Origin of the sequence: Achromobacter sp. E1 (assembly GCF_037039475.1) — a bacterium.
Lineage (GTDB): Bacteria > Pseudomonadota > Gammaproteobacteria > Burkholderiales > Burkholderiaceae_B > Achromobacter > Achromobacter mucicolens.
This window is the reverse complement of the sequence record NZ_CP146253.1, coordinates 3673125-3690759: the sequence shown is the minus strand read 5'-3', so window position 1 is coordinate 3690759 and position 17635 is coordinate 3673125. Positions and strand designations below refer to the sequence as shown.

General features: G+C 65.0%; 29 protein-coding genes. 14 read left to right on the top strand and 15 right to left on the bottom strand.

Annotation, left to right across the window (positions count from 1 at the left end; all coding sequences use genetic code 11):
- Window positions 1-2: 2 nt before the first annotated feature.
- A complete protein-coding gene (locus V6V88_RS17035; RefSeq protein ID WP_179689449.1) occupies window positions 3-434 on the top strand; it encodes a hypothetical protein in 432 nt (143 codons plus the stop codon).
- A gap of 22 nt (window positions 435-456) precedes the next feature.
- On the opposite strand, the gene V6V88_RS17030 is transcribed toward V6V88_RS17035, so the two are convergent.
- Window positions 457-1530 (bottom strand): acyltransferase, encoded by a 1074-nt coding sequence (locus tag V6V88_RS17030; RefSeq protein ID WP_338615708.1) that lies wholly within the window; start codon window positions 1528-1530, stop codon window positions 457-459.
- A gap of 169 nt (window positions 1531-1699) precedes the next feature.
- On the opposite strand from V6V88_RS17030, the gene V6V88_RS17025 reads away from it, so the two are divergent.
- The 4 genes from V6V88_RS17025 to V6V88_RS17010 are packed head-to-tail and all read left to right on the top strand — an operon-like array spanning window position 1700 to window position 3183.
- The gene (locus V6V88_RS17025) at window positions 1700-2008 is read left to right on the top strand and encodes a hypothetical protein (protein ID WP_108696865.1); all 309 of its coding nucleotides are present in this window, start codon (window positions 1700-1702) and stop codon (window positions 2006-2008) included.
- Window position 2009: 1 nt separating this feature from the next.
- Entirely contained in the window at window positions 2010-2288 is a 279-nt protein-coding gene (locus V6V88_RS17020) for a hypothetical protein (protein WP_338615706.1), read from the top strand.
- A complete protein-coding gene (locus tag V6V88_RS17015) occupies window positions 2285-2785 on the top strand; it encodes a hypothetical protein (RefSeq protein ID WP_338615704.1) in 501 nt (166 codons plus the stop codon). The genes V6V88_RS17020 and V6V88_RS17015 overlap by 4 nt, the downstream gene beginning before the upstream one ends.
- On the top strand, window positions 2782-3183 hold the full coding sequence (locus V6V88_RS17010; RefSeq protein ID WP_338615703.1) for a hypothetical protein: 402 nt from the start codon (window positions 2782-2784) through the stop codon (window positions 3181-3183). The genes V6V88_RS17015 and V6V88_RS17010 overlap by 4 nt, the downstream gene beginning before the upstream one ends.
- Window positions 3184-3285: 102 nt before the next feature.
- On the opposite strand, the gene V6V88_RS17005 is transcribed toward V6V88_RS17010, so the two are convergent.
- The 5 genes from V6V88_RS17005 to V6V88_RS16985 are packed head-to-tail and all read right to left on the bottom strand — an operon-like array spanning window position 3286 to window position 5557.
- Window positions 3286-3708 (bottom strand): type II toxin-antitoxin system HicB family antitoxin, encoded by a 423-nt coding sequence (locus tag V6V88_RS17005; protein WP_338615702.1) that lies wholly within the window; start codon window positions 3706-3708, stop codon window positions 3286-3288.
- A 57-nt stretch (window positions 3709-3765) separates the two neighbouring features.
- Window positions 3766-3975 (bottom strand): type II toxin-antitoxin system HicA family toxin, encoded by a 210-nt coding sequence (locus tag V6V88_RS17000; protein ID WP_336298573.1) that lies wholly within the window; start codon window positions 3973-3975, stop codon window positions 3766-3768.
- A gap of 56 nt (window positions 3976-4031) precedes the next feature.
- Complete coding sequence (locus V6V88_RS16995) at window positions 4032-4340, bottom strand: hypothetical protein (RefSeq protein ID WP_338615698.1); 309 nt, start codon at window positions 4338-4340, stop codon at window positions 4032-4034.
- A gap of 55 nt (window positions 4341-4395) precedes the next feature.
- Window positions 4396-5058 carry an SOS response-associated peptidase family protein gene (locus tag V6V88_RS16990; protein WP_338615697.1) on the bottom strand — a complete coding sequence of 221 codons (663 nt, stop codon included), beginning with the start codon at window positions 5056-5058 and terminating at the stop codon, window positions 4396-4398.
- 7 nt (window positions 5059-5065) lie between these two features.
- On the bottom strand, window positions 5066-5557 hold the full coding sequence (locus V6V88_RS16985; protein ID WP_108696859.1) for a hypothetical protein: 492 nt from the start codon (window positions 5555-5557) through the stop codon (window positions 5066-5068).
- 347 nt (window positions 5558-5904) lie between these two features.
- Between V6V88_RS16985 and fmdA the strand changes: the two genes are divergently transcribed.
- Complete coding sequence (gene fmdA, locus V6V88_RS16980; RefSeq protein WP_223576108.1) at window positions 5905-7134, top strand: formamidase; 1230 nt, start codon at window positions 5905-5907, stop codon at window positions 7132-7134.
- Between the two features lie 9 nt (window positions 7135-7143).
- Window positions 7144-7476, top strand: coding sequence for a zinc ribbon domain-containing protein (locus V6V88_RS16975; protein ID WP_280003234.1), 333 nt, complete (start codon window positions 7144-7146; stop codon window positions 7474-7476).
- Window positions 7477-7548: 72 nt separating this feature from the next.
- Here the strand turns inward: V6V88_RS16975 and V6V88_RS16970 are convergent, their stop codons facing one another.
- Window positions 7549-8298 carry an ABC transporter substrate-binding protein gene (locus tag V6V88_RS16970; RefSeq protein WP_280003236.1) on the bottom strand — a complete coding sequence of 250 codons (750 nt, stop codon included), beginning with the start codon at window positions 8296-8298 and terminating at the stop codon, window positions 7549-7551.
- Between the two features lie 81 nt (window positions 8299-8379).
- On the bottom strand, window positions 8380-8805 hold the full coding sequence (locus V6V88_RS16965; protein WP_223576105.1) for a copper resistance protein NlpE: 426 nt from the start codon (window positions 8803-8805) through the stop codon (window positions 8380-8382).
- Between the two features lie 200 nt (window positions 8806-9005).
- Between V6V88_RS16965 and V6V88_RS16960 the strand changes: the two genes are divergently transcribed.
- From V6V88_RS16960 to V6V88_RS16930, 7 genes are all read left to right on the top strand, one after another.
- Entirely contained in the window at window positions 9006-9485 is a 480-nt protein-coding gene (locus V6V88_RS16960) for an OsmC family protein (protein WP_062840626.1), read from the top strand.
- 9 nt (window positions 9486-9494) lie between these two features.
- Window positions 9495-10043, top strand: a complete 549-nt coding sequence (locus V6V88_RS16955) for a cysteine hydrolase family protein (protein ID WP_338615695.1) — start codon at window positions 9495-9497, stop codon at window positions 10041-10043.
- 5 nt (window positions 10044-10048) lie between these two features.
- On the top strand, window positions 10049-10273 hold the full coding sequence (locus tag V6V88_RS16950) for a DUF3820 family protein (RefSeq protein ID WP_056324642.1): 225 nt from the start codon (window positions 10049-10051) through the stop codon (window positions 10271-10273).
- A gap of 153 nt (window positions 10274-10426) precedes the next feature.
- The gene (locus tag V6V88_RS16945) at window positions 10427-10747 is read left to right on the top strand and encodes a hypothetical protein (RefSeq protein WP_128828570.1); all 321 of its coding nucleotides are present in this window, start codon (window positions 10427-10429) and stop codon (window positions 10745-10747) included.
- Between the two features lie 76 nt (window positions 10748-10823).
- The gene (locus tag V6V88_RS16940; RefSeq protein WP_223576103.1) at window positions 10824-12077 is read left to right on the top strand and encodes an Hsp70 family protein; all 1254 of its coding nucleotides are present in this window, start codon (window positions 10824-10826) and stop codon (window positions 12075-12077) included.
- Between the two features lie 85 nt (window positions 12078-12162).
- Entirely contained in the window at window positions 12163-12750 is a 588-nt protein-coding gene (locus tag V6V88_RS16935; RefSeq protein ID WP_223576102.1) for an NUDIX hydrolase, read from the top strand.
- Between the two features lie 24 nt (window positions 12751-12774).
- The gene (locus V6V88_RS16930) at window positions 12775-13107 is read left to right on the top strand and encodes a 2Fe-2S iron-sulfur cluster-binding protein (RefSeq protein WP_280003242.1); all 333 of its coding nucleotides are present in this window, start codon (window positions 12775-12777) and stop codon (window positions 13105-13107) included.
- On the opposite strand, the gene V6V88_RS16925 is transcribed toward V6V88_RS16930, so the two are convergent.
- The 7 genes from V6V88_RS16925 to V6V88_RS16895 all read right to left on the bottom strand — a co-directional run bounded on the left by V6V88_RS16925 (window position 13088) and on the right by V6V88_RS16895 (window position 17575).
- Window positions 13088-13573, bottom strand: a complete 486-nt coding sequence (locus tag V6V88_RS16925) for a hypothetical protein (protein ID WP_280003244.1) — start codon at window positions 13571-13573, stop codon at window positions 13088-13090. The genes V6V88_RS16930 and V6V88_RS16925 overlap by 20 nt on opposite strands.
- Window positions 13524-14225 (bottom strand): thioredoxin family protein, encoded by a 702-nt coding sequence (locus V6V88_RS16920; RefSeq protein WP_280003246.1) that lies wholly within the window; start codon window positions 14223-14225, stop codon window positions 13524-13526. Before V6V88_RS16920 ends, V6V88_RS16925 begins: the two co-directional genes overlap by 50 nt.
- A 51-nt stretch (window positions 14226-14276) precedes the next feature.
- Window positions 14277-14726 carry an SRPBCC domain-containing protein gene (locus V6V88_RS16915; protein ID WP_223576098.1) on the bottom strand — a complete coding sequence of 150 codons (450 nt, stop codon included), beginning with the start codon at window positions 14724-14726 and terminating at the stop codon, window positions 14277-14279.
- Entirely contained in the window at window positions 14627-15064 is a 438-nt protein-coding gene (locus tag V6V88_RS16910; RefSeq protein WP_338615691.1) for a metalloregulator ArsR/SmtB family transcription factor, read from the bottom strand. Before V6V88_RS16910 ends, V6V88_RS16915 begins: the two co-directional genes overlap by 100 nt.
- A gap of 72 nt (window positions 15065-15136) precedes the next feature.
- A complete protein-coding gene (locus tag V6V88_RS16905) occupies window positions 15137-16288 on the bottom strand; it encodes a hypothetical protein (RefSeq protein ID WP_223576097.1) in 1152 nt (383 codons plus the stop codon).
- A 14-nt stretch (window positions 16289-16302) separates the two neighbouring features.
- The gene (gene fnr, locus V6V88_RS16900) at window positions 16303-17031 is read right to left on the bottom strand and encodes a fumarate/nitrate reduction transcriptional regulator Fnr (protein ID WP_056324138.1); all 729 of its coding nucleotides are present in this window, start codon (window positions 17029-17031) and stop codon (window positions 16303-16305) included.
- Between the two features lie 97 nt (window positions 17032-17128).
- Entirely contained in the window at window positions 17129-17575 is a 447-nt protein-coding gene (locus tag V6V88_RS16895; protein ID WP_223576096.1) for a gamma-glutamylcyclotransferase family protein, read from the bottom strand.
- Window positions 17576-17635 lie beyond the last annotated feature (60 nt).

Here is a 17635-nt window from a genome sequence, read left to right as displayed (position 1 = left end):
ACATGATTTATTTCTCTGCGAGTCCCGTTGGGTTCTACCGAGAAGACATCCACGGCGCCGACATCCCGGCAAATGCGGTTGGGATCAGTGAAGAAAGGTACATCGAACTTCTGTCCGGACAAGAGTCCGGGAAGTTGATAACCGCGGACGAGAATGGGCAACCCGTCTTGATTGATCCACCTTCGGCTTCGACCGCACCGCGAATCATTTCTCGCTTCCAAGCATTGGCAGCGTTAATGCAAGCGGGTTTGCTGCACGACGTGGAAGCGTGGGCCGCTGACCCGAACACCCATCCTCTGCATCGGCTCGCATTTGAAACAGCTGCCGAGTTTTCCCGCACCAGCCCGGCGTTGAATGCGGGTGCCGAGGCGTTGGGTTGGACGAGCGAGCAGCTCGACGACTTGTTCCGGGCTGGTGCGGAGATTCTTGCCTGACTCCAGGCGACTACACGAGGGGCTACGCGCGCGGCGTGCGCTTTAGGGCACCGATTCCCTCGGGCTGTTCGCCGCGCGCGAGGAACCGCGCTTGCAGTCGGTGGCGGAAGCGTTCAAGCGGCATTTCCAAGTAACGATAGGCAGCCGCACCAACGAAGATTGAGATGACCACGGCAGCGATCATGGCGAGCGGGCTGCCCTGGAATCTCGTCTGCAGGTGCATGAACACCAGCCAGTGGAACAGGTAGACGGAATAGCTCCAGGCGCCCATCTTGCGCATGAACGCCGAATCGACCAAGCGACCGAAGACGCCCTTAAGGTCGATCGTCGCGACAATGAACAATGCCCAGGCGGCGCTGATATAGACGAATTTGTCAGCCAGCGCCGTGTCGTAGGGAACGCCGAAAAGTGCGTGGCGTGCGCCGGGGCTTCCCATCACCAACCCTGCAGTGACCAGAACGCAGATGACATTCGAGGTCCGATCGGAAATGCGGCCGCGCACGTCGTTGATGATGGTGGCAAGGTAGCAGCCGATCGTGAAGCTCGACAGATACCACTGTGTCCCGATGGCGTTGATTTCTGTGCGCCAGTAGGGCCACAGCGCTTGCTGGATCGCTATCAGAGCGACGGCGGCACCCGTCACGGTTCGGATGCTGTGCTTGCGCGCCGCTATGAGCAGGGCTGCAACAAGGGGGAGCCATGCGTAGAAGGTGAACTCGACGGGGATGGTCCAGAGATGCGCGTAGCCTTTCTGAAACGTCAGAGAGAGCCACACGTCTCGCGCGGAATCTATGCCGGCCGTGCCCAGCACGAAGTACACGCCAACAGCGATGGCGAACAGCGGCAGAATTCGCAGCACCCGGCCGAGAGCATACGAGGCCAGTACGGAAACTGAAAAACCGGAAGTCTGAAACTTGTGAGTCAGGAGGAATGCGCTGAGGACGAAGAACAGCCAAACGCCAATTTTTCCCGTACCAGCGAGGTAAAGGCCCGCGGTGGTCATGAAGAACATAGCGAACGCATGCGTGAGCAAAACGACGACGCAAGCCAACCCGCGTATTCCGTCAGCTCCTGGGAAGCGCTCGGTTTTAATCATTTCTCATTCTGGGGCGATGTGTCGCCGCACTTTTTGGTGCGTCTGATAATTGATCGGGAAGCCGCAGTGTCACTTGAGCGGCCGAGCGCGGCGCTTCAGGGCAGCGCCAGTGCATAACCTCGAATTTTACCCGCCACGGCGGGTTTTTTTACGTCTATAGGGGACGGGATTGAATATCCAAGACTTCGACGCCTTCGCGGCCAAGTTCGCCGGCGTGCTTGGCGCGGCGGTGTCCATGCGATACCTGCAAGGGTCCTGGCCGGCGCGTCTGAGCATGGCCGTCAGCGGGTCGCTGGTGGCCTATTACGCGTCGCCGTACCTCTCGCTCATGTTGGGTATCCCTGAGGGACTGGCGGGCTTCCTGACCGGCATGTTCGGCATGGCCATCGTGTCGCGCGCCTGGGAGGCAGTGCAGGCCGCACCGGTGGGCGCTCTCTGGCAGGCCGTCATCGACCGCGTGCGCGGCAAAGGGGCGTGACATGGACAGCACCATCATTCTCACACTGTGGGCGGTGCTGGCTTTCGTTTGCTGGCTGGTGGTGGCCGGCGGCGCGGCGCTGGCGGTGTTCTCGCGCGGCATCAAGGACACGACGTTCGAGCGGATCGGCCTGTCGGCCATCGGCCTGACGGCGACCGGAGCGGCCTGCCGCATTTTCGTGGCGGGCTGGGCCAGCGCGGGAGACGCGGCGCTCGCGGCCTCTGCCGCCTTTTACGTGGCCGCGGTGACGGCCAAGCACATCAGGAGCCCCAAGCAATGACGCTATCCGAAATCGTCGCCGCTGGCATCGACCCCGCGCTGGCGCTGCTGCCCGCCGGCATGGACACGCCCGAAGCGCGCGTCATGCTGCTGGCGATCGGGCTGCAAGAATCGCGCTTCGAGCATCGCCGCCAGCTCGTGGGCAACCCGCCGCGCCCGACCGGACCGGCGAAGAGCTTCTGGCAGGCAGAGCAGGGCGGCGGCATGGTGCACGGCGTCCGCCGGCACGTCGCCACCAGCGCCGCGGCCGCGCACCTTTATCAGGCCCGAGGCGTGGCGGCGCGCGACGCTGCCATCTGGGATGCCATCGAGCACGACGACGTGCTGGCGGCCGGCCTGGCGCGACTGCTGCTGTGGAGTGATCCCGGCCGGCTGCCTGCGGTCGGCGATGAGCAGGGCGCCTGGAACCTCTACCTGCGCACCTGGCGGCCGGGCAAGCCGCATGCGCAGACGTGGCCGGCCCTGTACGCGCGGGCGGTAGCCGAGGTGACGCGATGAACCCCCTGCTGCGCGCCGCGGTGCCGTACCTGATGGGCGGCGCCCTGGTGGTGGCCATCGTACTCGGTGTGCGCTGGTACGGTACGAGCCAATATCAGGCCGGGGTCGCCAAGGCGAATGCCGACCACACGCTGGCTGAGCTGACCGAGTTCAAGACCCAGGCTGCACGCCTGGGCGGAATCTCCGACACCCTGGAGGGCGCCTTGGTGGCGCTGCGCGACGCTAAGCCCAAGACCATCGAGAGGTATACCCGTGTCGAAGTTCAAAGCCCTCTGCCTGCTGGCTGCCGCATTGACGCTGAGCGGTTGCAGCACATCAACGAGGCCGGCCGCCTGGCCAATGCTGCCAGCCAACCTGGCGCAGCCGTGCCCGCCGGTGCCGGAAGTGACGAGCGATAGCTGGGATGACTTCGCGCGCAGCTACATGGCGCTGACTATGCAGTATGGGGAATGCGCGGCCCGGCATGGTGCGATGGTCGGCGCCTGGCCGCAGCCGTTGCGCTAGGCTTCTCGGACGGAAATCTCGAGATCCTTTCCCATCGTGCGCAGGGCCGCCGCGATGGTGTCGATCTTCGTGGCGTGACCCAGATTAATGATGCGGGTCACCTCTTGCGGGCGTGTGTTCATCCTGCGGGCCAACTCCGCAGGCGTGACACGCTGAGCGATCATCTCGTTCAGCAATAGAACCTTCGCCCATACGCTTGCGGGAAGGGCGATAAGAACCTCCCCGTCTTTTGGATCGGACGGAAGAGGCACGGGCCGACGGTCCTCAAAATAGAACTCCATGGCAGTCACCAGAGCGCCGGCGGCCATTTCGAGCGCGTCATCGCGGTTGTCGCCGCAGGTGATCGCCTCCGGGATATCGCGGAACGTGACGTTGAAGCCGTCGCCCTCGGGGTCGAGAAATGCAGGATATCGAGCCATATAATTTGCTGTGCGGTGTTGCGTAGCGAGTGGGGAAGCCCCTTTCGGGGCCTCCTCCTATTTCAGTCCTAGTTTCTTCAGGATGTTCTGCCTAGTGCCGTCTCTCAATTCCTTGGAAGGGTGCCTAGGCAGGGTGGTCTGTTTTCCGTTGTAGTAGGCTTTCGTGTGGTTGCTACCCTCTGCGAAAGTCACTCCTTTGGAAGCGAGCCACCGTTTGAACTCGCTTTGCTTCACCGCACCTCCTTTGTTTGTTGACAGTGAAAACATTATAAACAAAAACGTTTATACGGTCAACAAAAAAGTTGATGCTGGGTCAAAGTATTTCACTCGACCAGCCATTGCATCCACCATCCCTGGTAGTAGCGCCGCCCGTCGATCTCCTCGAAGCCGCAGACCATCATCCCCCTGTCAGAGCAGAAGGTGAGCAGTTCGGGTTCAAGTAGGTCGGGGATCGGACCCTTCGCCGTCGCGCCGAACTTGGCCAGGCCATCCATCGTCATGACGCGCACCTGACGGCGCATGTCCTCGCGCGTGATCGAGTACATCCGCACCGTGCCGGTGACGGCCGGGGCCGGGTCGTTGTCCCGGCGCTTCTGGCCAAGGTAGTGGGTGCGGACGACGGAGCAAAGCATGATTCTGCTGCGATAAGGCTGTATGGATATACAGTATATTGCGGCAGAATCGGGGTCAGGCCATCGGTGTGGCGACGAGTTTGTCGGAGGGGAAGGGCACGAGGAAGTCGCGACTTTGGTCGGCGCTGACCGTCAGCCAGTCACGGTAGGCGCCCTCGGGCAGAATCACCACCATGCGTTTTTCTTTGTTGGGCTGGTGGTAGTCGCGGAACAGAGGATCCTGGTCGGCGTTGATGGTGAGCATCGTGTAGCTCTCATGCCACTGGCCGGCCGCGTCCCGGTATCGATCCCAAAGCCCGGCGATGCCCAGCGGCGCGCCGTCCGCCCGGGTGAACCGGGTGGCCACCGCCTTGCCGGATCGCCAGTCCGGTTCGAAGATTGCGTCGGCCGGGATGACGCAGTGCTGAGCCCGGCGCCAGGCATTGCGGAAGGTAAAGGCGTTGGCGACGCGGTCATCGCGGGCGTTGAAGGTCGACAGCTTCTCGGCGCCGGCCAGCGCGTCCGGCCGGGTGGAACCGGATATCAGGCCCCAGCGGCCCGTCACGGCTTCGATGCCGGGCACGGCCTCGTCGCCAGCGTCATGCTCGGGCGGCCGGCGGACGAAGATGCCCTGATAGCGCGGCCACATGTCGTACTTGCCAAGGACGCCCGGCCTCGTCACGCCGAACTTCTTCAGCAGCAGCTCAGCGTCTTTCAGGGTTTGGTAATGACTGCACATCAGATAACTATCCTCTGATGCCAACGACCATTATGAGTGGCCCTATCGCTACACATAGGAATTGAAGCAGGACCAAAAGCCCTGTTGCCTGACTAAGTTTGGCAACAGTCCGAGCTTGAGCTGTGTAGTCGCCACGTCGGTTCTTCGCGAAGCTTCGTGCGACAAGAATCTTCGTCGGCCAAAAAAGCCCTCGAAGAACTTCATCCTCATATTTCTGAGTGTCAAGCTCTGTCACGCCTTGGCTCGCCAATCGAGCTTCTAAGGCCTTACCGAACTGCTCACCTTCGCTCTCAAGACGTAATGCCATTTCGACGATGGAGGCGTTGTATTTGGCCATCAATCCGAATAGGCCGCTGAAGATGAGAACGGCGAGTCCATACTTCATCGCCGCCGGCGACACTAATCCAAGCAGCACATTGGCCTGGGAGATAAGCAGGGCGACGGCTGCACCCGTCAACGTCAGAATACCGTTCAAAAAGGACAAGGATGCTGGCGCCATGTGTCTAGCTGTCTGCGTCAACGTTGCGGCGGCTGCAAACTGCTCGGGAGATGGCGGCGGGGACATTGTTCAGTACGTGAGTAGCCAGCGGAAAGAAATTCTATTCTAGGGCGCGCCCTCATTTTCTGCTTGCTGCAGCATATGCCCGGCAGCCTACTGGACTCTCGGATAGTGGGATGAAGAAGGATTTGACGCACTGTGCAAAAAGCCAGTTTACCGCTGTCTAAAACTGTCCTACCGTCCCTTACAGATCAATGGCTTACGAAGCCTAACTTGCCGCTTCATTTTAGACAGCCAGAGGTCAAATCTTCTGTTTTATCAACGCTTTACGACGGAGATGAAAGAGAATGACCAACACGCTTATCAGTGTCGATCTGGAACAATCCCCCTACGATAACAAGCAGATCCATAACCGCTGGCATCCGGATATTCCGATGGCGGTGTGGGTCAAGCCCGGGGACGATTTCATTCTGGAAACCTATGACTGGACGGGCGGCGCGATCAAGAACGACGACAGCGCCGACGATGTGCGGGATGTGGATCTGTCCACCGTGCACTTTCTGTCCGGGCCCGTGGGCGTGGAGGGCGCGGAGCCGGGGGACCTGCTGGTGGTGGACCTGCTGGATATCGGCGCCAAGCCCGACAGCCTGTGGGGATTCAATGGGTTTTTCAGCCGCAACAATGGCGGCGGGTTTCTGACGGATCATTTTCCGCATGCGCAGAAATCCATTTGGGATTTTCACGGCATGTTCACGTCGTCGCGGCATATTCCGGGCGTGAGCTTCGCGGGTCTGATTCATCCGGGACTGATCGGGTGCCTGCCGGACCGCAAGCTGCTGGACGAATGGAACCGGCGTGAGCAGGCGTTGATCGATACCAATCCGAATCGCGTGCCGCCGTTGGCCAATCCGCCTGCGCCCAAGACCGCGCACATGGGCGCGTTGCAGGGCGCGGACCGCGATCGCGCGGCGGGCGAGGGGGCGCGCACGGTTCCACCGCGCGAGCATGGCGGCAATTGCGACATCAAGGACCTGTCGCGCGGGGCGCGGGTGTTTTTTCCGGTGTATGTGAAGGGCGGCGGGTTGTCGGTGGGCGATCTGCATTTTTCGCAGGGCGACGGCGAGATCACGTTCTGCGGCGCGATCGAAATGGCCGGCTGGGTGCACATGCGCGTGTCGCTGATCAAGGGCGGCATGGACAAGTATGCGATCCGCAATCCGATCTTCAAGCCCAGTCCGATAACGCCGGCCTACAAGGACTTCCTGATTTTTGAAGGCATTTCGGTCGATGAGGCCGGCAAGCAGCATTACCTGGACGTGAACGTGGCCTACCGGCAAGCGTGCCTGAACGCCATCGAATACCTGAAGAAGTTCGGCTATTCGGGGGCGCAGGCCTATTCGCTGCTGGGTTGCGCGCCGGTGCAGGGGCACATCAGCGGCGTGGTCGACATTCCCAATTCGTGCGCGACGCTCTGGTTGCCGACGGAGATTTTCGATTTCGACATCCAGCCGTCGGCCAGCGGACCGGTCAAGCACATCAAGGGCGACGTCGACATGCCGCTGTCGCGCGATTTGTAGGAGACGACGATGCCGATGTATGACTATGCCTGCGCGGATTGCGGCGAGTTTGCGGTGTTGCGGCCCTTGGCGCAGTGGCGGGATCCGGCCGCATGCCCGCAGTGCGGAGTGCTGTCAGGCCGCATCGTGGCGGGTGCACCGGCGGTGTCTGCGCTGTCCTCGGCGATGAACCGGGCGCATGCGGCCAATGAACGCAGCGCCAACGAGCCGCGCAGCACGCGGGCGGGGCACGGCATGAACTGCGGGTGCTGCAGCGGCGGGCGGTCGCGGGGCCGGACGCGCACGTCGGGCGATGGCGCCAAGTCATTCGCGGGCGCGAGGCCCTGGATGATCAGTCACTAGTCCGATCCCTGCCGGCCGGGCCGCTGATTGAAGACGCCCGGCCGTGCGGCGTTCCCGCGTCTAAGACTACGTCTACGACTGCACTGCCGGTTCCAGCGGCGCCACGGCGGCGCCCTGGATCTTGTGCCGCGCCAGCGCCTCGGCGACGAAGCCCGATTTCTTCATGGCTTCGACGAAGGCCGAGAGGTAGGCGCTGGCCTTGTCGCCGCGCCGCTTGGGCACGCCCATGGCCTGGCGGATCAGCATGAAATGGCCGTCCAGAAGGCGCAAGCCGCCCAGGCGTTGCGCGTCAGCTTCCAGCTGCTGTTTGACGCCCGCGGCGACTTCCATGTTTTCCTTCAAGAAGGTGTCGACGACGGCGGGCGAGGTGGGGGCGCGAAAGATTTCGGCCTGCTTGAGTTCGCGTGTCAGATACAGGTCATAGGCGCTGCCCTTGCCGACGACGACGCGCTGGCCCGGGCGGTCGACTTCGTCCATGCTGGCGACGGGCGAGTCCTGGCGGACGAGGTACGCGCCTTCGATGACGACATACGGCGCCGTGAAGGCGATCTGCTCGCCACGCAGCGGGTCGATCGCGAAAAAGCCGACGTCGGCCTGTTCGGCAGCCACCGCACTGACGGATTCGCCCGCCGATTTGAAGACGACGAGTTCCAGTGTCACGCCCAGCCGGCGCGCAAGTTCGGTCGCCAGATCCACCGACACGCCGCCGGGTTGGCCAGTGGCGGGGTCGGCGTTCGCGAGAATGGGATTGCCCAGGTTGATGGACGCGCGCAGCACGCCCGTGGGGGCGAAGGCAGACAGCAGTTCGTGATCGGTCTTCATGGCTTCCTTGCGGGAGGGGACGCGCCGCCGGGCGCGGTCGATGCCAGAGGATAGCCCCAAAGCCCGCAGCGGCGCGATGCCTTATTGCGCGCGGCGCAGCACGTAATGACCCGCGAGCGGTCCGGTGGGACGCGTGCCGTCGCGGTACAGCATCGTTACCTGGTTCTCGCCGACGAAGTAACGCTGGCTGTCGCCCGCGGCGTCCAGACGGATCGTGCTGCCGTCGGACTCCCAACTGAAGGTGCCGGCCACGACTTCGGGTTGGGGCTGACGGTCCAGGTACTGGGTCAGCTTTTCGTAGCGGCCGTCCTTCATCAGCGTCAGGCGCGTGCGGATACCCGGGCAATCGGCGCAGGGCAGCACGCCTTCATAGCTGCCAGGCCAATCCAGGGAATTGCGGGCGGTGTGGTTGTCCACCGGCACGGAGCGGGCGGTGATCGGCTTGGACGGGGCGCAGCCCGCAAGCAGCGCGAGACTCAGGGTGCAGGTCAGGGTGGTTTTCATCATGGCGAGCTCCTGTGTGACGGCCTGACTGAGGGCCAGACGCGTTTTCACGATACGGACAGTAACTGTCCGATGCTGAAACGGGATGTAAGACCGCAACGCCGCCAATTTGGCCAACCGGGACAAGCAGGCGTGCGCTAAGCTCGGCGTTCCTTGCGCGGGAGGCGGCATCGGGCTGCCGGCGCGGCGATAGGGCGACAGGCATGAAAGGCGAACACCATTACAAAGTTTCCGTCGAATGGACCGGCAACACCGGCGCCGGCACGGCCGGCTACGCAGCTTATTCGCGTGACCACCTGATCCAGGCCGCAGGCAAGCCCGACGTGCCGGGATCGTCGGACCCGGCCTTTCGCGGCGACCCCGCGCGCTGGAATCCCGAGGACATGCTGGTGGCCTCGTTGTCGGCCTGCCACAAGCTCTGGTATCTGCACTTGTGCGCGGTCGAAGGCGTGACCGTGCAGGCCTACCGGGACGAGGCCGAAGGCGTCATGGTGGAGGACCCGAAGCGCGGCGGCGCGTTTGCCTCGGTCACGCTCAAACCCCAGGTCACGATCGCGGCGGGCGGCGACGCCGCGTTGGCGCAAGCGCTGCACGAGCGCGCGCACCATTTCTGCTTCATTGCCAATTCCGTGAATTTTCCGGTACGGTGCGAGCCACGCATCGTGATCCAGTCCGCCTCCTGACGACATTCCATGAATACCGCTCTTGTCGTGATCGACGTGCAGCGCGCGTTGTTCGAAACCTCGCCGCCGCCGTTCGAGGCCGCGCAGGTGCTGTCGCGCATCAACGCGCTGGCCGAACGCGCCCGCGCGGCCGGCGCGCAGGTCATCTATGTTCAGCATGAAAGCCCCGGCTCGGACCTTGCGCATGGCGCGCCGGGATGGGATCTGGACACGCGCCTGGCGACTTCCGCGCAAGACATCCGCATCCGCAAGACGACGCCGGATTCGTTTCTGCGCACGGATCTGGCGCAGGTGCTGGCGGACCGGGGCGTGACGCAACTGGTCTTGTGCGGCTACGCCACGGAGTTCTGCGTGGACACCACCGTGCGGCGCGCGGCGGGGCTGGGATTGCCCGTGACTCTGGCGGCCGATGCGCACACCACGCACGACAAGCCGCACGCGGATGGCGCGCAGATCCGGGCGCACCACAACGCGACGCTGCCGGACATTTCGAGCTTTGGCGTGAAGATCGCCGCGGCGCCGTCCGCCGAACTCTTTGCCGGCGGCGGGCCGCGATGAACGTGATGGACCCGGCACTGCTGTCGCTGCTGGTCACGCGCGACATGCCCTTCGGCAAATACAAGGGGCGGCTGATTGCCGATCTGCCGGGGCCTTATCTGGCGTGGTTCGCGCGCAAGGGTTTTCCGCCTGGAGAGCTGGGGCGCCTGTTGGCGCTGATGCACGAACTGGACCATAACGGGCTGTCGTCGCTGCTGGACCCGTTGCGCCAATCGCGGCGCCCATCTTGAGGGCAATCCGGCAAGCGGGGCTGACCGGAAATGCCAGGAAACAACTGGCGGCTTCCGTGTAGCGTCTTGGCACGACGCGGGCGCCACGCCGCGTAATACGATAGGGTCGCAGCCGGCCATCGGACCGGACGCTGACTTATCGAAGAGGTTTCCATGAACAAACACCACGTCTCTGCCTTCCTGCTTGCTGCCCTGTGCGCGGCGGGCGCCGCCCAAGCCCAGAACGCCGTGCCCGGCACGGCGCAGGAAATGCAGTTTCCGTCCAGCCCGGGCAGCCTGTCGCCGCCGTCGACGCTGCGCATGACGGTCACGCCCGAGACGCCGCCGGTGGTGATCCGCGATACGCCGCAAAGCCAGGCCGAATTCCAACGCTGCCGCACGGTGTCTGACCGTGCCGCCACGTCGCGCACGCAGATGCAGGCCGGCCTGGAGCAGTGCCTGCGCGAACTGGAGCAGCGCCGCCAGCAGCAATAGAAGCGGGTGGGAGTCCAGGGCCGGAGCCAGAGCGGGTACACTTGTGCGCCGTTTTGCTCTAAGCGCCTGAATTCCCATGATTTCCACCGCCTGCGGCGTCGACTTCGGCACCTCCAATTCCACCGTCGGCTGGAGCCGTCCCGACCAACATGCGCTCCTGACGCTGGAAGACGGCAAGACCACCTTGCCGTCGGCCATCTTCTTTCATGACGAGGACGCCGACGTCAGCTATGGCCGGGCGGCCATCTCCGACTACCTGGCCGGCTATGACGGGCGCCTGATGCGCTCGATGAAGAGCCTGCTGGGCAGCTCGCTCATCGACGGCTCGACCGAAGTGCAGGGCCGCTCCATTCCGTTCCGTGTGCTGTTGACGCGCTTTATCGCCGAATTGAAGGCGCGCGCCGAAACGGCCGCCGGGCGCGGCTTTACCCGCGCCGTGCTGGGCCGTCCCGTGTTCTTCGTGGACGACCATCCCGCCGCCGACCAGACGGCGCAGGACACGCTGGAAGAGATCGCGCGCAGCGTGGGTTTTACCGACATCGAGTTTCAGTTCGAGCCGCTGGCGGCCGCGTTTGACTACGAGTCGCAGATCAGCCGTGAAGAGCTGGTGCTGGTGATCGACATTGGCGGCGGTACGTCGGACTTTTCGCTGATCCGGCTGGGACCGGACCGCGCAGCCAAGCCCGACCGCCGCGACGATATTCTGGCCTATGGCGGCGTGCACATCGGCGGGGTCGATTTCGACAAGCAATTGAGCCTGGCGCATGTGATGCCGCTGCTGGGCCTGGGCAGCCAGCTGCGCAGCGGCAAGGACGTGCCGTCGACGCAGTACGGCAATCTGGCCTGCTGGCACACCATCAACCAGGCCTACACGCGCAAGGCGGCCGAGCACTTCGCCTACATCCGCGCCGAGGCCGGCGACCGCCAGAAGATCGACCTGTTGCTGAACCTGGTCAAGGAGCGTGCGGGCCACTGGGTGGCGGTGCAGGTCGAGGAAGCCAAGATCGCGCTGTCGGATGCGCCCGCCACGCGTATCGACCTGTCGCGCGTCGCGCCGGACCTGGGCGTCGAGGTGACGCGCCCGTCGTTCGACGCATGCGTGGGGCGGTTGATCGACAAGGTCGAGACCACCGTGGGCCAGCTGCTGCGCGATGCAGGCGTGTCCACGGCGGACGTGGACACCGTGTTCTTCACCGGGGGCTCCAGCCGCGTGCCGCGCCTGCGCGAAAGCGTGTCCCGGCTGGTGCCCGAGGCGCGCAGCGTGGAAGGCGACTTGTTTGGCAGCATCGGGGCGGGCCTCGCGCTGGACGCGGCGCGCAAGTTCGGCTGACCGGCGGCCGGCGGGGCGATGGTAAGCTGCCAGGCGTGCCTCGCACGGCCATCCGCCCCTTCCTGTCCATGATCCAGACGTCCTCATGACCCGACCCGCCGATACCCATCTCGTCGAAACGCTGCTCGCGAGCGAGGCGCCGTACGACGGCAGCTTCCTGAAGATCCGCCGCGACACCGTCAGTCTGCCCAACGGCCACACCGGCATCCGTGAATACGTGGTGCACCCGGGCGCGGTGGTGGTGATTCCGCTGCTGGACGACGGCCGGGTGCTGCTGGAGCGCCAGTTCCGTTATCCCATCGGGCGCGTGATGACGGAGTTTCCGGCGGGCAAGCTCGATCCGGGCGAGGATCCGCTGGTGTGCGCCAAGCGCGAATTGCTCGAGGAAACCGGTTATACGGCCGCCCAATGGGCCCACGCGGGCGCCTTGCATCTGGCCATCGCCTATTCCACCGAGATCATTCACATCTTCTTTGCGCGCGGCCTGCAGGCTGGGGAACGCCAGCTCGACCAGGATGAATTCCTGGACGTGATCAGCACGCGCCCCGAAGACCTGATCACCGCCTGCAGCCAGGGCGAGGTCACGGACGCCAAGACCCTGACCTGCGTGCTGTGGATGCAGAACGTGCTGTCCGGCGCCTGGAAGCTGGACTGGCAGGACAACGCCGCCTGAACGGCGGTCGCCGTCCCGACGCCCATGTCTTCGTACCCCGTTCTCGTCCAGCCGTCAGGTCTGCGCTTTGAGGCGCCCGCCGGCACGTCCGTGCTGCTAGCCGCGCAGGCTTCGGGCATCAAGCTGCCCAGTTCGTGCCGCAATGGCACGTGCCGTGCCTGCATGTGCCTGCTGGTCGAGGGATCGGTCGTGTATGGCGTTGAATGGCCTGGCCTGTCGCGAGACGAAAAAGAAGAGGGCTGGATCCTGCCTTGCGTGGCGCAGGCGACGTCCGCGCTGGAGATCCAGGCGCCTGGCGCGGCGCCAATCGAGGCGCGGCCGCCCGCCGTCCGCCCGCTTACCGGCGCCAGGCGCTGAGCGCGGCCACCGGCAGCAGGGCGGCGGCCATGCCGGCGGTCATGCCCCACACCATTCCCCAAAAAGGTGCGGTTCCCAGCGCCTGCGCCGTTTGAACGCCCAGGCGCGCGCCCAGCACCATTCCGATCGCCATCAGGATCAGGCAGAGTACGCGGCTTGCCAGCGGCGTTTTTGCCCCCGGACGCCGGGACCAGGGAAGCCGGGACCAAGGCAGCAGCGCTGCCAGCGCCATCGCGGCGGAACTGGCGGGCATCAGCGCCGCGTGCCGCCAGGCCAGTTGCGCCAGCGTGCCCGGCGCACCGCATTCGCTGGCCAGCAGCGCGGCGGGCGTGCGCCATGTGTCCACGACCAGTCCGGCGCCCATGGCCGCCAGGCAGGCCAGCCAGAGGCCCGCCATGCCGGCCGTGGCCGGCGGCTTAGCGCTGGCCGTGGCAGGCGTGGCGGGGGGCGTCGCCGTATTGGTCATGGTGGCGCACCCAGTCGCGTACGTCGAAATATGGGCCGTTTTCGTTGCGGCCCAGCGGCGCGATGTCCAGATAGTTGTACGCGCCCGCCAGCCGCTCCACGCCGCGTTCGAAGGCCGAGTAGGTGTGGAAGATCTCGCCGTCGGGATCACGGAAGAAGGCGCTGGCTCCAGGACGTTCCTCGACCGCGCCATCCGCCTGCGGCACGGACGCGCCGAAATCGAAGTTGAAGTCGCTTTCCGCCGAGGAATACCAGTCAAACGCCCAGCCCATGCGGACCTTGAACGCGGCCAGCCGGGCATACGGCGCGCGCGAGACGGCCACCACCGACACGTCGTGGTGCCGCAGATGCATGAGCGCGCTGTCCAGGTGGTCGGCCAGCAGCGAGCAACCCACGCAGCCTTCTTCCCAGTCGGGATCAAACATGAAGTGATAGACGATGAGCTGGCGCTTGCCGTGAAAGAGGGTCTGCAGGCGCTGCGGCCCCAGCGCGCCTTCGAACAGGTAGGGCTTGTCCACCTGCACCCACGGCAAGGCCATGCGGTCGCGCGTCAGGGCGTCGGTGGCGCGGGTTAGTTCCTTTTCGCGCCGCAAGAGCGCCTCGCGCGCTATATGCCATTCGTTGCGGGATACGACGGGATGATCGGTTTGCATCTTACGTCTCCTCTTCGTGCCGGGCGCGTTCGCCCGGGCTGGGGTTCAGCGTCAGGCCGCGCCGGCCAGGTGATTGGCCAGCCGGTCCAGGGCGCCCGACCAGCCGTCTTCGTGGCCGTCGCGCGTCGCTTCGTCGACGAAGGGCGTCTGCAGGAAGGCAAGATCGGTGCCGGCGCCCGCCGCCGCGAATTCCAGGGTGATCAACGAGACTTCCTGCGGGGTGTCGCGCCACGCCCAGGTGAACACCAGGCGGCGATGCGGCGCGACTTCCTGATAGCGGCCGCTGGCGTAGTGCTCGGCGCCGTCGGCGGTGACGAAGCCCACCTGATAGGCGCCGCCCGCCCGCACGTCGGTTTCGGCCAGCAGCACGCGCTGCGTGCCTGCCGGGCCAAACCAGCGCATCAGCGCTTGCGGGTCCGTCCAGGCTCGCCAGACACGTTCGACGGGGGCGTCAAAGCGTCGCTGGAGCCGCAACTCGATGGGGGAGAGTCGGTTTTCCATGGATGGATTTCCTCTTCGTGATACAGGTATCGCGCCAGCGAATCCAGTTGGCCCGTCCAGAACTTCTCGTAGCGCGCCAGCCAGTTGGCGGCGGCGCCCAGGGGCTTGGCCGACAGCGTGCAGCTCACGACCCGGCCGTCCTTGGCGCGCGCGATGAGCCCGGCGTCTTCCAGTACCCGCAGGTGTTTCATGAAAGCGGGCAGGGACATGGCATGCGGCTGGGCCAGCGTGCTGACCGAGGCCGCGCCGTTTTCCAGGTCGGCCAGCACCCGGCGCCGCGTGCCATCGGCCAGCGCGGAAAAGATGGCATCCAGCGCGTCATCATTTAACTTAACCATAAGGTTAAGTTTTAGGCCTGCCACGAACGCCTGTCAAGGCGGGAGGCTGCGGAATTTCCCTAGGGGGGGCGCTTATTTGGCGCGAGGCTTGATGATGTCGCAGGCTGCGGCGGTGCGGCTAGCCTGGGCGTCGCTGCCCAGCAGCGCCCGCACGCCACAGATCGACCCGAACATGCGCTTGCCGTCGTGGCCGACGCCGCCGACTTCGAAGGCGGAGTGTCGCAGCGTGACGGGCTTGCCGCCGCGCGCGGCCAGTACGTGTTCGTACTGGACGTAGCCCGTGCCGCGGGCCAGCCGGGTGGCACCCTGGGCTTCGGCGCCGCAGGCCTTATCCAGCAGGCGGTGTTCGGGGTTGTTGTCGGCGCCGCCCAGCAGGTAGACCACATCGCGCGCGGCGTAGCGCACGAAGAGCGTGGCATCGTCGGTTTCGCGGGCGTAAGCGGGCAGCTTGTCGGTGCCGTACTTGTACTGGTTGTAGGTCGGGCAGATGCCGCGCTCGTACGGCGCATAGCCCTTGCCGTCGGCGCGGGGCCGTTCGTTGGTCAGGTACAGGTAGGACGACGGATTGGCAATCACGTAGCGCAGCGTGAGGCCGTCGCGGCGCAGTGCGCCATCCAGATTGTTCAGCACCGCGTACCGGTGCACCAGTTGCGCGCCGGCGGAATGGCCGGCCAGCACCAGCCCGGTCAGCGACGGCAGCCGTTTGCGGTCGTTCAGGCTGCGCAGCAAATCATCCAGGACCTGGAACGAGGCGACAGGGGCGGGGCGGCCGGCGGCCTGGACGCTTTCCTGGCCGTCTTCCCAGCTGGCCTTGCGCCAGGCGGCCATGCCGGCAAACCCGGAGTCGATGGAGCCGGAAAACCGGGGAGCGAGCACCAGCGTGTCGCGGGCGCGCGCCGGGTCGGCGGCGACCAGGGCCGCGGCGGTCTCAAAGTATTGGTCGGCGTCGCGCTTGACGCCGTGGATGACGATGAGCACCTGCTTGATGCCGCGCAGATCGTCCTTGGTCAGGTCGCGGTTGGCGTAGACCGGCATCTTGTACCGGTGGCCGGGCCGGCCCAGTTCAACGGTCTGCCAGCGCAGCGGCGCCGCGCGCTTGGGCGCGGGTGTGGCTTCGTCGTAGTCGTAAGGGTCCGGCAGCGGCGTCTGGGCGTGCGCGCTGGCAAATGCCAGCACGGCGGCCACCGCCAGCGCGGCAGGCAAGAGGGCAGGCGCCCGACGCATGGCGCGGCGACTGCTCAGCAGCTCTCGTGTCCCAGCAGTTGCTTGAGCGCCGGCAGGTCCAGGATGCGGACTTCGCGCTGGTTGATCTTGATGAGACCGTCGCGCGCAAAACGCGAGAACAGCCGGCTCACCGTTTCCAGCGTCAGGCCCAGGTAATTGCCGATTTCTTCGCGGCTCATGCGCAGCACGAACTCGGTCGAGGAATAGCCCAGCGAGGCATAACGCTGCGACAGGTTCAGGAGGAAAGCGGCCAGGCGCTGTTCCGAACGCATGGAGCCCAGCGACGCGAGCATCTGGTGCGAACGCGTGATTTCTCGGCTCATGAGGCGGCGGAACTGCTGCTGCAGCGAGGGCAGGTGCGAGGCCACGCGATCGACTTCGTTCAGGCGGATGACGCAGACCTCGGAGTCTTCGAGCGCCACGGCGGCCGACACGTGCTTGCCGTCCAGCATGCCGTCCATGCCGACGATCTCGCCGGGCAGGTGAAAGCCCGTGATCTGGATCTGGCCGGTAGCGTCTTCAAGTTGCGTCTTGAGGCTGCCGAAGCGCACGCCGTATACGGCGTCCAGCGGATGATCCAGCGAGTAGAGCGTCTTGCCTTTTTCGACGCGGACGCGTTCTTTCACCAGCTCGTCCAGCTTTTCGACTTCAGCGGCTGCCATGCCCACGGGGACGCAGACATGGCCCAGCATGCACGTGGAACAGTGGGCGGCGTCAGGGGCAATGGGGACCCGTTTTTGCATACGATGACCTTTAGAGTGCCCATTGCGCGGCGGGCGCCGGAACGGGTGTGAAGCACGAGACAGGCGTCTATTGTAGTCCGTTGTTACTACGGACGTCTTACGAGGGGCCCTTCCGGTCGTCCGGCGTTGTCCGGGAAGCGCGGTGGACGATCCAGTCGTCCCCGGCGATATCGACCGCCGTGGCCCGCCACGCGGGATCGATCGGGTAGTACTCGCAGTGCAGCAATAGGGGTTCGCCGGGGCCTTCAAGGCGGGCGCAGACCGTCCTGCGCACGAAGCAGCAAGGCTTGCCGGGCTCGTATTCCTCGATCTCGTCCATCAGGGCGAGCAGCGCCGGGCCCACCCGGAAGACGTCGCCGCGGACCCGCCGGCCGTCGTCCACGGGGATGAGTCCGGGCCAGTCGCCAAAATCGACCAGCATGCCGGGCACGCTGGCGGCGCCGACATGGCTGGCCGGGGGCAGGCCGCGCCGTGCGGCGGCCCGGGCGAGGTCGTTGATTTCGCCTGCCCGTAGGGTTCCGTACACAAAAACGTATATGCTCATCGCTAAGTTTGCTGCTGCACGTCGAAAACGACCATGAGGGGCGCCGGGTGTTGAAATTGT